Annotated in this window: 14 protein-coding genes; 13 read left to right on the forward strand and 1 reads right to left on the reverse strand. The window is 48.5% G+C overall.

What is annotated here, in order from left to right; translation table 11 throughout:
- From atpE to JMW05_RS07235, 10 genes are all read left to right on the forward strand, one after another.
- Nucleotides 1-249, forward strand: a complete 249-nt coding sequence (gene atpE / locus JMW05_RS07190) for a F0F1 ATP synthase subunit C (protein WP_025651437.1) — start codon at nt 1-3, stop codon at nt 247-249.
- A gap of 97 nt (nt 250-346) precedes the next feature.
- A complete protein-coding gene (locus JMW05_RS07195; protein WP_201504642.1) occupies nt 347-817 on the forward strand; it encodes a F0F1 ATP synthase subunit B in 471 nt (156 codons plus the stop codon).
- A 13-nt stretch (nt 818-830) separates the two neighbouring features.
- Nucleotides 831-1,451, forward strand: coding sequence for a F0F1 ATP synthase subunit delta (locus JMW05_RS07200; protein WP_201504643.1), 621 nt, complete (start codon nt 831-833; stop codon nt 1,449-1,451).
- Nucleotides 1,452-1,533: 82 nt separating this feature from the next.
- The gene (gene atpA / locus JMW05_RS07205; protein ID WP_201504644.1) at nt 1,534-3,078 is read left to right on the forward strand and encodes a F0F1 ATP synthase subunit alpha; all 1,545 of its coding nucleotides are present in this window, start codon (nt 1,534-1,536) and stop codon (nt 3,076-3,078) included.
- Nucleotides 3,079-3,222: 144 nt separating this feature from the next.
- The gene (gene atpG, locus JMW05_RS07210) at nt 3,223-4,104 is read left to right on the forward strand and encodes a F0F1 ATP synthase subunit gamma (protein ID WP_201504645.1); all 882 of its coding nucleotides are present in this window, start codon (nt 3,223-3,225) and stop codon (nt 4,102-4,104) included.
- Between the two features lie 38 nt (nt 4,105-4,142).
- Entirely contained in the window at nt 4,143-5,579 is a 1,437-nt protein-coding gene (atpD, locus tag JMW05_RS07215) for a F0F1 ATP synthase subunit beta (RefSeq protein ID WP_201504646.1), read from the forward strand.
- Nucleotides 5,580-5,657: 78 nt separating this feature from the next.
- Nucleotides 5,658-6,074, forward strand: coding sequence for a F0F1 ATP synthase subunit epsilon (locus tag JMW05_RS07220; protein ID WP_201504647.1), 417 nt, complete (start codon nt 5,658-5,660; stop codon nt 6,072-6,074).
- A gap of 396 nt (nt 6,075-6,470) precedes the next feature.
- Nucleotides 6,471-7,181, forward strand: a complete 711-nt coding sequence (locus JMW05_RS07225) for a response regulator (RefSeq protein WP_201505563.1) — start codon at nt 6,471-6,473, stop codon at nt 7,179-7,181.
- Nucleotides 7,182-7,525: 344 nt separating this feature from the next.
- Nucleotides 7,526-9,223, forward strand: a complete 1,698-nt coding sequence (locus JMW05_RS07230) for an ATP-binding protein (protein ID WP_201504648.1) — start codon at nt 7,526-7,528, stop codon at nt 9,221-9,223.
- Nucleotides 9,224-9,302: 79 nt separating this feature from the next.
- Nucleotides 9,303-9,482, forward strand: coding sequence for a hypothetical protein (locus JMW05_RS07235; protein ID WP_201504649.1), 180 nt, complete (start codon nt 9,303-9,305; stop codon nt 9,480-9,482).
- 45 nt (nt 9,483-9,527) lie between these two features.
- Here the strand turns inward: JMW05_RS07235 and JMW05_RS07240 are convergent, their stop codons facing one another.
- Nucleotides 9,528-10,961 (reverse strand): ATP-binding protein, encoded by a 1,434-nt coding sequence (locus JMW05_RS07240; RefSeq protein WP_201504650.1) that lies wholly within the window; start codon nt 10,959-10,961, stop codon nt 9,528-9,530.
- 240 nt (nt 10,962-11,201) lie between these two features.
- On the opposite strand from JMW05_RS07240, the gene rpsP reads away from it, so the two are divergent.
- The 3 genes from rpsP (at nt 11,202) to trmD (ending at nt 12,950) form a co-directional block, all read left to right on the forward strand.
- Nucleotides 11,202-11,468 (forward strand): 30S ribosomal protein S16, encoded by a 267-nt coding sequence (gene rpsP / locus JMW05_RS07245; RefSeq protein WP_201504651.1) that lies wholly within the window; start codon nt 11,202-11,204, stop codon nt 11,466-11,468.
- 162 nt (nt 11,469-11,630) lie between these two features.
- Nucleotides 11,631-12,164, forward strand: coding sequence for a ribosome maturation factor RimM (gene rimM, locus JMW05_RS07250; protein WP_201504652.1), 534 nt, complete (start codon nt 11,631-11,633; stop codon nt 12,162-12,164).
- 18 nt (nt 12,165-12,182) lie between these two features.
- Nucleotides 12,183-12,950: a tRNA (guanosine(37)-N1)-methyltransferase TrmD gene (gene trmD / locus JMW05_RS07255; RefSeq protein WP_201504653.1), complete on the forward strand. Its 768-nt coding sequence runs from the start codon at nt 12,183-12,185 to the stop codon at nt 12,948-12,950.
- The last annotated feature ends 37 nt before the right edge of the window (nt 12,951-12,987 follow it).

Consider the following 12,987-nt stretch of genomic DNA (forward strand, 5'->3'; position numbering starts at 1 on the left):
ATGGATCCAGTATTAGGTGGTTACACAGTTATCGCAGTAGCACTTCTGATTGGTTTGGGCGCTCTTGGCACCGGCATCGGCTTTGCTATCTTGGGCGGCAAGTTCCTAGAAGGCGTTGCACGTCAGCCAGAGCTAGGCTCACAGTTGCAAACGCGTATGTTCATCGTCGCAGGTCTACTTGATGCGGTACCGATGATTGGTGTTGGTATTGCTATGCTATTGTTATTCGCTAACCCTCTAGCAGGTTAATCTGAAGGCTCAGTTGTATATGGTTGACTGTATCTATAGTCGATGAATATAAATATGGTCAATAACACTGATGTTTCATTAACAAAGAGGTGATCACGTGAATATCAATTCTACCCTCATCGGTCAAGCCATTGCTTTTGCAATATTTGTGGTTTTTTGCATGAAATTCGTGTGGCCACCACTTATCGGCGCAATTAATGAGCGTCAGCGTAAAATCGCTGACGGCTTGAATGCAGCGGAAAAAGCAAAAGCAGATTTGGCGACCGCGGAGCAAGATGCCCAGCAGGAGCTTGAGCTCGCTAAGACCAAAGCTGCGGCATTGATTGAGCAGGCAAATAAAAGTGCCAATCAATTAGTTGAAGACGCTAAAGCGCAAGCCCAAGCTGAAGGTGAGCGTATCCGTCAACAAGCACAAGCGTCTATCGATCAAGAGATCAACCAAGCACGTGAGTCACTGCGTGCCCAAGTCGCTGAGCTGTCTGTTCTTGGTGCTGAAAAGATTTTGCAAGAAGAAGTCGATATGCAAAAACACGCCAGCATGTTAGACCAACTGGCGGCGAAGCTGTAATTGTGAGGATATAATGGCTGACTTATCAACCTTAGCAAGACCCTACGCTAAAGCCGCGTTTGACTATGCCAATGAACACGGGGTGGTCAATGAATGGGAAGATTTTCTATTTGTTGCCAGTACGATTGTCAACGACAAATCGTTCCACAGTTGGCTAGACAATCCAGCCGTTTCTGCTGAGCAAAAGTCAGCCGCTTTGGTCGATCTTTATGATACACAAGTTGCTAGTGACAATGATTCTGCGTTTAAAGAGTTGTTGGCATCAGCAAAAGGGCATCGTGATACCACGACAAGCTATCCTAAAGTATCAACAGCGCTTAGCAACTTCGTAAAACAGTTGTCAGAACAAGAGCGTCTGACGCTGCTGCCTGAAGTTTATGAGCATTATCGCCGTCATAAAGCCTTGGGCTTAAAGCAGCTTGACGCTTACGTGACTTCTGCCCATCCATTGACCGACGAGCAGCGCGAGCTTATCAAAACGCGTCTTGCCACCTCGCTTAATGCCAGTGTGGTTATTCATGAGTCGGTTGATCCAACCTTATTGGCAGGCGCTAAGATTAAAATCGGTGACAAAGTTATTGATGATTCTATGCGTGGCAAGCTACAACAGTTAAAAACACAGCTAACTGCTTAATGCCAACAGCGCAGATGGCTGCGCAATCCTAAGAGCATTTGAGTCAGTGGGCGGGTTATCATAAATTAAAGGAAACAAGGCAATGCAACAATTGAATCCAGCGGAAATCAGTAATCTGATTAAGCAGCGTATTCAAGACCTTGATGCGGGTGCAACTGCAAAGAATGAAGGCACGATTGTCAAAGTATCTGACGGTATCGTGCAGATTCATGGTCTTGAAGATGCCATGTACGGTGAAATGATTGAGTTTGAAGGCGACATCTACGGTATGGCGCTAAACTTAGAGCGTGATTCTGTCGGCGCGGTCGTACTTGGTGATTATCTAGAGCTACAAGAAGGTCAAAAAGCCTATTGTACTGGTCGTATTCTTGAAGTACCGGTAGGACCTGAGCTACTAGGTCGTGTTGTTGATGCTTTGGGTAATCCTATCGATGGCAAAGGCCCTGTCAATGCCAAGCTGACCGACAAAGTCGAAAAAATCGCACCAGGCGTTATTGATCGTCAATCAGTAGACCAGCCAGTAATGACTGGTTATAAAGCGGTTGATACCATGATTCCTATTGGTCGTGGTCAGCGTGAGCTTATCATTGGTGACCGTCAGACGGGTAAAACCGCACTTGCGATCGATGCGATTATTGCGCAGAAAGACTCTGGCATTAAGTGTGTGTACGTGGCCGTTGGTCAAAAACGTTCAACCATCGCCAACGTCGTACGTAAGCTTGAGCAAACAGGTGCCCTAGAGTACACCACTGTGGTTGTTGCATCAGCCTCAGAGCCAGCGGCACTACAGTACCTAGCGCCATACTCTGGCTGTACTATGGGTGAGTACTTCCGTGACCGTGGTGAAGACGCGCTAATCGTATTTGATGATCTATCAAAACAAGCGGTTGCTTATCGTCAGATTTCACTGCTGCTACGTCGTCCGCCAGGTCGTGAAGCCTATCCTGGTGACGTATTCTACTTACATTCACGTCTGCTTGAGCGTGCATCACGCGTCAACGCTGACTATGTAGAAAAGTTCACAAACGGTGAAGTCACTGGTAAAACCGGTTCACTAACCGCACTACCGATCATTGAGACTCAAGCGGGTGACGTTTCTGCGTTCGTACCGACCAACGTGATTTCAATTACCGATGGTCAGATCTTCTTAGAATCAAGCCTATTTAACTCAGGTATCCGTCCTGCAGTGAATGCGGGTATCTCAGTATCTCGCGTCGGTGGTTCAGCACAGACCAAGATCATTAAAAAGCTATCAGGTGGTATCCGTACTGCACTGGCTCAGTACCGTGAACTTGCTGCGTTCGCGCAGTTTGCCTCGGATCTTGATGACGCCACGCGTGCTCAGCTTGACCATGGTGAGCGTGTGACCGAGCTTATGAAGCAGAAGCAGTATCGTCCAATGTCGATCTCTGAGCAAGCGGCCGTTATCTATGCATCGAACGAAGGTTTCCTATCAGACGTGCCTGTTGAAAAAATCGGCTCATTTGAAGAAGCGTACCTACGTTACATGCATGACGAGCAAAGCGAGCTGATGAAAGAGATTGATGACACCGCCAATTACAATGATGATATTGCCGGTCGTTTGAAGTCAGCAGTGCAGACGTTTAAACAAAACCACAGTTATTAATTTAACGGGTTTGTTGATACAAGGCTTACACGCGTTATGAGTCATAAGCGTGTAAGCTGTTATCAACGGCATGTGACTGCGTAGTGCTGCAAGTCCTTGTTGCATTCGCCAATGCTTTTTTAACCCTCTTATATTGGAATCATTATGGCAAGCTTAAAAGAAATACGTGCCAAAGTCACCAGTATTAAAAGCACCCAGAAGATTACTCGTGCCATGCAGATGGTTGCAGCGAGTAAGATGCGCCGTGCCCAAGAGCGCATGGAAGTGGGTCGCCCGTATGCTGATAGTATGCGCCGGGTTATCTCACATTTGGTGCATGCGTCATCAGACTACAAGCATCCGTACATGGTATCGCGCCCTGTCAACAAAGTGGGCTACATTGTTATCACCTCTGACCGCGGTTTGGCGGGTGGTTTGAATATCAACCTATTCAAAGCCCTGACCAAAAGTATCCAAGAGTACCAATCACAATCGGTACAGGCTGAGTTTGCAGTCGTGGGTGCCAAAGGCGTCAGCTTTTTCAAAAACTTTGGTGGTAAAGTAACCTCAGCGATCACCGATTACGGTGACAACCCAACGTTTGAACAGCTCAACGCGCCAGTACAAGCAATGCTTGATGACTACAATCAAGGCAAATTAGATCGCATCTATGTGGTTTATAACCAGTTTGTCAACGCCATGACACAAAAGCCTAGAATCAATCAATTGGTACCGCTACCAGAGAACGCCTTTGGTGATGAAGAAAGTGGTATCCAAACTGAGCTGAGCTGGGACTATATCTACGAGCCGGACATCAAAACATTGATTGATGGGCTGCTCGGACGTTATATCGAGTCTATCGTTTATCAAGCGGTTATGGAAAATATTGCCTCTGAACAGTCATCGCGTATGGTTGCTATGAAAGCAGCGACAGACAACGCGGGCAATTTAATTAACGATTTACAGTTGGTTTATAACAAGCTGCGTCAAGCGGCGATTACTCGAGAAATCTCGGAAATCGTTGGCGGTGCTGCTGCTGTTTCATAATTGACTACACCTATATATAGAAGTTCAAGGAGAACGCAATGAGTAGCGGTCGTATTGTACAGATCATTGGCGCGGTTATTGACGTTGAATTTAACCGTGAAGACGTGCCTCAGGTCTATGATGCCCTACAAGTCGATGGTACCGAAACTACCCTAGAAGTACAGCAACAATTGGGCGATGGTATCGTGCGTACTATCGCGATGGGTTCAACCGAAGGTCTAAAGCGCAGCATGCCTGTGACCAGTACCGGTGCACCGATTTCTGTGCCAGTAGGTACAGCCACCCTAGGTCGTATCATGGACGTTCTAGGTCGCCCTATTGACGAAGCGGGCGAAGTTGCTGCAGATACCAAATGGTCTATCCACCGCGAAGCGCCAAGCTACGCTGAACAATCAAACAGCACTGAACTGCTAGAAACAGGCATCAAGGTTATTGACTTGCTATGTCCGTTTGCTAAAGGTGGTAAAGTCGGTCTGTTCGGTGGTGCGGGTGTTGGTAAAACCGTAAACATGATGGAATTGATCAACAACATCGCCCTAAAACACTCAGGTTTGTCTGTGTTTGCTGGTGTTGGTGAGCGTACTCGTGAAGGTAACGACTTCTATCATGAGATGCAAGAAGCGGGCGTTGTAAACACCGAAGACTTTAGCAAATCTAAAGTTGCGATGGTATACGGCCAGATGAATGAGCCACCAGGTAACCGTCTACGCGTTGCCCTGACGGGTCTGACTATGGCGGAATACTTCCGTGACAGTAAAGATCCAGAAACTGGCAAAGGTCGTGACGTACTGTTGTTCGTTGACAACATCTACCGTTACACGCTAGCGGGTACTGAGGTATCAGCACTGCTTGGCCGTATGCCATCAGCAGTAGGTTACCAGCCAACACTAGCGGAAGAGATGGGTATGCTTCAAGAGCGTATTACCTCAACCCAGTCAGGCTCAATTACTTCTGTGCAAGCAGTATATGTACCTGCCGATGACTTGACCGATCCATCACCAGCAACCACGTTTGCTCACTTGGACGCCACCGTCGTACTAAGCCGTGACATCGCGTCACAAGGTATTTACCCTGCGGTTGATCCACTAGATTCAACCTCACGTCAGCTTGACCCACAAGTCATTGGCGAAGAGCACTACAATGTTGCGCGTGGCGTACAGGAAGTCTTGCAGCGTTATAAAGAGCTAAAAGATATCATCGCTATCTTGGGTATGGACGAGCTGTCAGAAGAAGACAAACTGATTGTTTACCGTGCACGTAAGATTCAGCGCTTCTTGTCACAGCCATTCCACGTTGCTGAAGTATTTACTGGTGCGCCTGGTAAATATGTCTCACTACGTGACACGATTGCCAGCTTTAAAGCAATCATCGCAGGTGAGTACGATGACCTACCAGAACAAGCGTTCTACATGGCAGGCGGCATCGATGAAGTGGTTGCTAAAGCTGAAAAGCTAAAAGCAAAAGCGTCAGCATAAGCCGCTAACGACCGATAAGCGCCGATTCTGTGCGCTTATCGTATCCTGCATGGCAATTTTTAAAGTGAGGAGAGAGGGATGGCAACGTTTCAATGTCGCGTCGTAAGTGCCCGCGAAGAGCTATACTCAGGTGACGTCAGTATGTTAATCGCTACGGGTAGCGAGGGCGAGGTTGGTGTGCTATCAGGACACACCCCGCTTATCACATTGCTAAAGCCAGGTGCGATGCGCGTACAAACCCCAGACGGTCAAGAAGAAGTTATCTACGTGTCTGGTGGTGTACTTGAAGTACAGCCAAACATGGTCACCGTACTGGCAGACACTGCAGTACGTGCGCATAACTTGGATGAGAGCAAAATCATTCAAGCGCGTAAAAACGCTGAACAAGCTTTGGTCAACCAAAGTGACACCGTACAGGTGAATGCTGCTTTGGCATCATTGGCCGAGTCGGTAGGTCAGCTACAGACCATTCGCAAATACAAAAACCGCGCTTAATCGCCCGTATTTGTCGATATATTTAAAAACAGTCCTTTTAGGGGCTGTTTTTTTTATGTCTGACGCTCATATCTGCGCGCCGCGCGAAAGCTACTGGCAGTATTGATGATATTTGGTTATATTAGTAACAATCGCCTACTGGCAAGTGACCTACAGTATTATTATGAAGCGCAGCGGATGTGCTTGCGATAGGCTAAGGGTTACCAGTGAGGGCACCACCACAGTGCGATGGGCGTAGTTTATAGGTTTTGTTACTGGCCATCACCGACAGTATGGGTTATTGAGGTTTGATAGTATACTGTGCTGTTGATGCCCAATGGCAGTAACTGCAACACTTTAAGTGCTGATGATTGCCCCGCGCTTATTTTTTACAATTTAGAGGACATAACAATGACAATGACTGAAGAAGACAACACCCCCCGAATTTTGATTGTCGAAGATGATGAGCGCCTTGCGATGCTGACTCAAGATTATTTGGTCAAAAACGGCTTGGAAGTGGCTATCGAAACCGATGGTAACCGTGCGATTCGTCGTATTGTTAACGAGCAGCCAGACATGGTGGTGCTTGATGTGATGTTGCCAGGTAGCGATGGCTTGACGGTCTGCCGTGAAGTGCGCCCGCATTACCAAAATCCAATTTTGATGCTGACAGCCCGTACCGAAGATATGGATCAGGTTTTGGGTCTTGAGATGGGTGCAGACGACTATGTGGCAAAGCCTGCTCAGCCACGCGTTTTACTTGCGCGTATCCGTGCCTTGCTACGTCGCTCTGAAAACGCGCCTTCAGAAGATGTGCCACAGCGTCTTGAGTTCGGTGAGTTGGTCATTGACAATGGTGGTCGCTCAGTGACATTGGCAGATGAGTTGGTTGACTTTACCAGCGCTGAGTATGATTTGCTATGGTTATTGGCTTCAAATGCAGGTCGTATCCTATCGCGCGAAGACATCTTTGAGCGTCTGCGTGGTATTGAGTATGATGGTCAAGACCGCTCTATTGACGTGCGTATCTCGCGTATTCGTCCAAAAATTGGTGATGATCCAGAAAATCCAAAACGTATCAAGACCGTACGCAGTAAAGGCTACTTGTTCGTAAAAGAAGGCAATTAATTGCCATTCCTAGCGTCGCTATCCGCACCTGTATGTGCCAACGCTTAGCGGACGATGACTGAATAGAGCCACTCAAAAAAGCCAGCGCGATGCTGGTTTTTTTGCGATTGGAACCAAAAATTTTCAACTTATGCCAATCATTATGTGGTTTAATTAGGGCTGATAAGTGCCCCTCCGTTAGGGTGGGTGGCTGTCTTTGCATCCAAACCGCGCGATAAAAAGCCATGCGCTGCGTGCGTTTTGGTAAGTGATGCGGCACGCGAGACCATGGGACGGTTATCATCACGATAGACTGGTCTATCGGGGTGTCTCTTTAGGGTTTAATAGGTTGGTAACAGCAAGATATGTCATTAGTCTCATCTTTAAAACACAGTATATTTATTCGAATTTATGGCGGGCTATTGATTGTCTGCTTGTGCGTGGCATTGTTTGCACAGCTGCTCATGGATACCATTAACAAAGAGCGCGTGCAGTCGTACCGCGAGAGTATGGCGACAGGGGCGTTTTATTTGGTCGCTGAAGGCATATCGCATCAAAAAAGTGACATTCAGCGTGAGTATTGGCTCTCTGATGCCAGCAGCTTGTTCGGCTCGACCTTTCGTATTGTGCCCACCGAAGAGGTGGAATTTAGCTCAAGCGATTTGCGCCGTTTAAACAATGGCGAAGCGGTGGTGCGTTACGTCAATCAGCCCACCTATGCCGATGTGTACTACCTGCTGCCTGAGGGCAACAACGTGTTGACCGTGCGTATCTCACAGGTCAACGAGCAGCAAGTACGCGCCATGGCGGTGTTCTTATTGGATGATTTGTCGTACTACAACACGCTGTCTGAAAAGCGAGAGCGCTTGGCTGACTTAGAGGACAAGTTCTCGTTTCCGCTGTCTTTGCAGGCGGTCAGCAATTTAAGCTTAGACAGTGACCAGTTGGCGCGTCTGCGCCGTGATGAAGTGGTGATTTTGTTTCAAGACACCAGCTCCAGCCAAAGCAACTCATCAATCAAAGTGATTGTGCCTTCTGAAATTAATGACATGGCCGTATTGATGGGTCCTGTACCGCTTTTCAATTGGTTTCCACTGAATCTGATTGTCAGTATGGTGCTGATCAGTATGTTCCTCATCAGTCTTGGGGTCTATGCGCTGATTTTCCCACTAGAGCGTAAATTGCAGCTGATTCAAGTGGGCGTCAATGAGGTCAGTAAAGGCAACTTGGACGTACAGGTGCAGGTGATTGGTCAAGATGAAATCGCGCGTCTGTCAGCGACCTTCAATGCCATGACTGAGCACATCAAGCGCCTCATTGAGTCGCAGCGTGAGCTGACCCGTGCGGTATCGCATGAGCTGCGCACCCCTGTGGCGCGTATTCGCTTTGCCGTGGACATGCTCGCTGATACCGATGATGAAGACTCGCGGCAGATGCAGCGTGACTATATCGATGAAGATATCGAGTCGCTAAATGGTCTGATTGATGAGATTTTGACGTATGCTAAGCTTGAAGAAGGTTCGCCGAAGCTGGACTTAGAGTCGGTCAATCTTAAAGAGCTGATTGAGCAGATTGAACGTGAGACCAATGCGCTTGGTAAACCGATCAGAATCGTGGCAAAAACGCCTGCCTCTAAAGTCACCGCCATTGCCGACAGACGTTACTTGCACCGCGTTATCCAAAACTTGGCAGGCAATGCGCTGCGTTATGCGGACAGTACCATCATTATCAGTGGTGGCGTGCGTAAAGGCAATGCGTGGGTCAGCGTCGAAGATGACGGTCATGGTATCCCTGAAGCGGATCGCGAAAAAGTCTTTATCCCGTTCTCGCGCCTTGATGACAGTCGTACCCGCGCCTCGGGCGGCTACGGTTTGGGGCTATCTATCGTCTCCCGTATTGCCTTTTGGTTTAATGGCGGTATGAAAGTCGATGAGAGTCCTGATTTGGGTGGCGCGCGTTTTGTGATGACGTGGCCTGTCAAACCGCTCACCCAAGCCATTGCTGCTGATGAGTTGACTCAAGAAAAGAGCGACCGCACTTTAGAGAATGGTCAGTTTTCATAAGCTCAATAAAATACAGCGCAGTTACAAAGACGTTATCGCGCAAAAACAGACGATTGCTTGATGAATAAAGGAGACCCCAATGCCCTATATGTTCGGTGGACTGGTGGTGCTAAATGCATTGATGCTGGGCTACTACCTGTTTTTAAAGCAGCCCAGCCCCACCCAAAGCGTCCAGCAAGCCAAAACCGACTTGGTACAGCCTGTTGAGTTTAGCAACAGTGCGGTTTATATTCCGCCGCGTATCGGTACGAAAGAATAAGCACTGCCGCTGCATGAGTGTCCTGCCATGCAGCGGCAGTGTGTTTTAGGGTGTGGTTTCAGCCGATGGGGTTTCGCCAGCGACTTTGGAGATAAGGGGGATGCGCACGCAGACCTGTAGTCCACCATCAGGATGATTGATGGCCTCAACCGTTCCGTGATGTAGCCCTGCAATACGATTGACAATCGCAAGTCCCAGACCACTGCCTTGGGTGGTACGCGCCGTCTCACCGCGCTCAAAGGGCTGCATGATACGCTCGAGTTGGTCTTCTGCCACCCCTTCGCCGCAGTCGCGTACACAAATCATCAGCTGCTCTTGTGCTTCTTGATTGACCTCATTTTCACTAATCACCTCGCTGTCATGCGCCATTTGGTTGTCAATAAAGGTCGGTACTACGGTCGCAGACAGATAAATCGGCGGTTTACCGTAACGGTTGGCATTGTTCACCAAGTTGATAATCAAGCGCTTAATGGATAAAGGGCGTACAGGTACGGCCTTGTCACAATCGGACTGGTAGACGAACTCTGTCGGCGCAAATTGCACCATGATTTCATTAAAAATGGTGTCGAGCGTGGTCAAGCGTACGGGCTCATCTGAGCCATCTTTCATAAAGGAGATGAACTGCTCCAAAATGGCGTCCATGTCCTCAATGTCATAAATCAGCCCCTCACGAAAAAACTCATCAGGCAGCATCTCAGCAGTCAGGCGCATGCGGGTCAGCGGGGTACGCAAGTCGTGTGAAATACCCGCCAGCATAATCGTACGCTCTTTTTGTGCTTGATTGAGCGTGGTAAACAGGCGGTTAAAGGCGGTATTGACTTGGCGAATCTCAGTCGGTCCTTTGTCGGTCGGCAAAGTGGTGACATGACCTAGGCGGATATAGTTGGTCGCCGCGCGCTGCAAGTAGCGTAGCGGGCGGTTTAATTGCCGCGCCAGCATAATCACGGTCAGCAAGGTTAAAATCGGTAAGCCGAGCAAAAACAGCAGCAGCAGCGCAGGGCTGTACTGAGAGTAATAAATCATCGGCTCGCGAATCCAAAAACTGGTGTCGGCGCTGTCTTGTACCCACAGCTGCGGCGTCGGTTTAAACTTAAAATACACCTGCACAGGACGGCCAATCTGTGCGGTAATCTCGCGCTCTAAAACATTGGTGAACAAATCCACAAACACCTTGTCCTCGACCTGCGGAAAGTCGCGTGGGTTATTGACCACCACCACGTGTGAGTTGCGATATATCCAGCGCTGAAACGCAGGCTCACCGCGCCAATCGTCTTTGACCCGTTTGATTAAATGCAGCTCACTGCTTAAATAGCGGGCATGGGTTTTTAGCTCAGGCAAATACAGACTGCGCCAAAACAGCCACAGCGACAGCCCCACACTGATGCCGACAATAAAGGTCACCATCAAGGTGGTCAGCCAACTGCTGGAATACGAGCGTTGGCGCCAGCTGCGCCGACGAGAGCGGGGGGATGATGTCATGACAGACGCCTTTAGTGAGTCGGTGGACGAAAAATCAGGTGCGCACTGGGCGCATCAAATTCGGTGGCTACTACTATATCTGCAAAAAGCGGGTATCGGCCACACAATCGTCAAATAAGCGCTAACTGATTGTATCGCCACGCATAAAATAAGCAAATAAACACAGTTTATGTTTTCATAAAACTAAGACTATGGTATAATTATGCCCTTTTTGGTATACCTGCGAAAGAGAGAATTCACATGGTTGTTATTCGTTTAGCACGGGGCGGTGCCAAAAAACGCCCATTTTACCAAGTCGTTGTTGCTGATCAGCGCTGCGCACGCGATGGTCGTTACATCGAGAAAATTGGCTTTTTTAACCCACTAGCCAAAGCGTCAGAAGAAGGCGTACGTTTAGACATGGATGCGTATAACGCATGGCTTGCTAAAGGTGCCCAACCTTCAGACCGCGTTGCTGCTCTAGCAAAGTCTTACAAACCAGCGGCTGACACTGAAGCGACTGCTTAAGTAGATGCCCGTGTTTCCATTAGCAACTGCTAAAGGCTACATTTGGTTTTTTTGATGGCGTAACTGGTACTGCCAGTGTACGCGCTTTATCGTTTATGATGAAGTCATCATCAATTTTGTACGTATTTGCCATCTTATTTTGTCTAACATTAAGTACATCGTATGTCTACAACACCTAATGCCGATACACTAATGAAAGTTGGTCAGCTCAAAAAGCCTTACGGCATTAAGGGCTGGCTTTGGGTGTTTAGTGATACCGATGAGCGTGAGGCAATTTTTGATTGGCAGCCGTGGTGGATAAAAACCGCCACTGGCATCAGACCACTTACGGTAACCAACTGGCGCTCTCAAGGCTCAGGGTTGGTGGCTCAGTTTGAGCAAGTACCTGACCGTAATGTGGCAGAGACCATGCATGGCGTTGCCATCTGGGTGGCCAAAGAGTCCTTACCTGAACTGCCTGATGATGAGTATTATTGGTCAGATTTGGTAGGTCTTCAGGTCATCAATGAAGAACAAGCGTATTTGGGCGACATCGCCGAGATGTTTGAGACGGGGGCACACGATATCATGCGTGTGGCACCGACTGATGACAGCTTAGACAGCGAAGAGCGCCTAATTCCGTGGCATAAACAAACCGTCTTGAGCGTCGATATGGCGAGCAAGACTGTCCATGTGGCATGGCAAAGCGACTACTAACCGTCGTACTGAGGTCAGATGTATTTTGCAGTCATCAGTATCTTTCCTGAAATGTTCACCGCGATTCGTGATTTTGGTATCACAGCGCGGGCGTGCAATGAGGGTAAAGTGACGATTGAGTGTATCAATCCTCGTGATTATACCGCTGACAACTACCGCCGTATTGATGAGCGTCCCTATGGGGGCGGTCCTGGTATGGTGATGATGGCAGAGCCTTTGGCCAAAGCCATTGACGATGCACGCAGTCGCGCACAGGCGTATGGTTGCCGTATTGATGCGGCGCATTGCCCCGTGGTCTATCTGTCGCCGCAAGGTCGACAGCTGGATGAAGGTGGGGTGCTTGCGATGAGCAAGTACGAGGGCATGATTTTATTGTGTGGTCGTTACGAAGGCATCGATGAGCGCTTGTTAAGCCAATACGTTGATACCGAAATCTCCATTGGAGACTATGTGTTAACGGGTGGTGAGCTGCCTGCTATGGTCGTTATGGACAGTGTGATACGCCGCTTGCCTGAAGTGATGGGTGATGCCCAATCTGCAGAGCAAGATTCGTTCGTTGATGGCTTGCTAGACTGTCCCCATTACACCAAGCCGCATGTGTTTGCGGACATGCCCGTCCCTGAAGTACTGATGTCAGGTCACCATGCCAATATCGCCAAATGGCGATTTACCCAGCAGGTGCAACGTACAAAAGCGCGTCGTCCCGATTTGTGGCAAGCGTTTCGCCCGTCCGCCGAACAGGCAGCGTGGCTAAAAAAGATGCCCAAGGATAACGACGCCTCATAAGCATATGTATTGTTTATTGATGTTATAAAAAGCGGTC

The organism is Psychrobacter aestuarii, assembly GCF_904846035.1.
GTDB classification, from domain to species: domain Bacteria; phylum Pseudomonadota; class Gammaproteobacteria; order Pseudomonadales; family Moraxellaceae; genus Psychrobacter; species Psychrobacter aestuarii.

Excerpts from the sequence above, each read along its gene's own strand:
- trmD (WP_201504653.1), top strand. The coding sequence starts at position 12,183 with ATGTATTTTGCAGTCATCAGTATCTTTCCTGAAATGTTCACCGCGATT.
- atpD (WP_201504646.1), top strand. The coding sequence starts at position 4,143 with ATGAGTAGCGGTCGTATTGTACAGATCATTGGCGCGGTTATTGACGTT.
- rpsP (WP_201504651.1), top strand. The coding sequence starts at position 11,202 with ATGGTTGTTATTCGTTTAGCACGGGGCGGTGCCAAAAAACGCCCATTT.
- JMW05_RS07240 (WP_201504650.1), bottom strand. The coding sequence starts at position 10,961 with ATGACATCATCCCCCCGCTCTCGTCGGCGCAGCTGGCGCCAACGCTCG.
- JMW05_RS07220 (WP_201504647.1), top strand. The coding sequence starts at position 5,658 with ATGGCAACGTTTCAATGTCGCGTCGTAAGTGCCCGCGAAGAGCTATAC.
- JMW05_RS07235 (WP_201504649.1), top strand. The coding sequence starts at position 9,303 with ATGCCCTATATGTTCGGTGGACTGGTGGTGCTAAATGCATTGATGCTG.
- rimM (WP_201504652.1), top strand. The coding sequence starts at position 11,631 with ATGTCTACAACACCTAATGCCGATACACTAATGAAAGTTGGTCAGCTC.
- JMW05_RS07225 (WP_201505563.1), top strand. The coding sequence starts at position 6,471 with ATGACTGAAGAAGACAACACCCCCCGAATTTTGATTGTCGAAGATGAT.
- JMW05_RS07230 (WP_201504648.1), top strand. The coding sequence starts at position 7,526 with ATGTCATTAGTCTCATCTTTAAAACACAGTATATTTATTCGAATTTAT.
- atpE (WP_025651437.1), top strand. The coding sequence starts at position 1 with ATGGATCCAGTATTAGGTGGTTACACAGTTATCGCAGTAGCACTTCTG.
- atpA (WP_201504644.1), top strand. The coding sequence starts at position 1,534 with ATGCAACAATTGAATCCAGCGGAAATCAGTAATCTGATTAAGCAGCGT.
- atpG (WP_201504645.1), top strand. The coding sequence starts at position 3,223 with ATGGCAAGCTTAAAAGAAATACGTGCCAAAGTCACCAGTATTAAAAGC.
- JMW05_RS07200 (WP_201504643.1), top strand. The coding sequence starts at position 831 with ATGGCTGACTTATCAACCTTAGCAAGACCCTACGCTAAAGCCGCGTTT.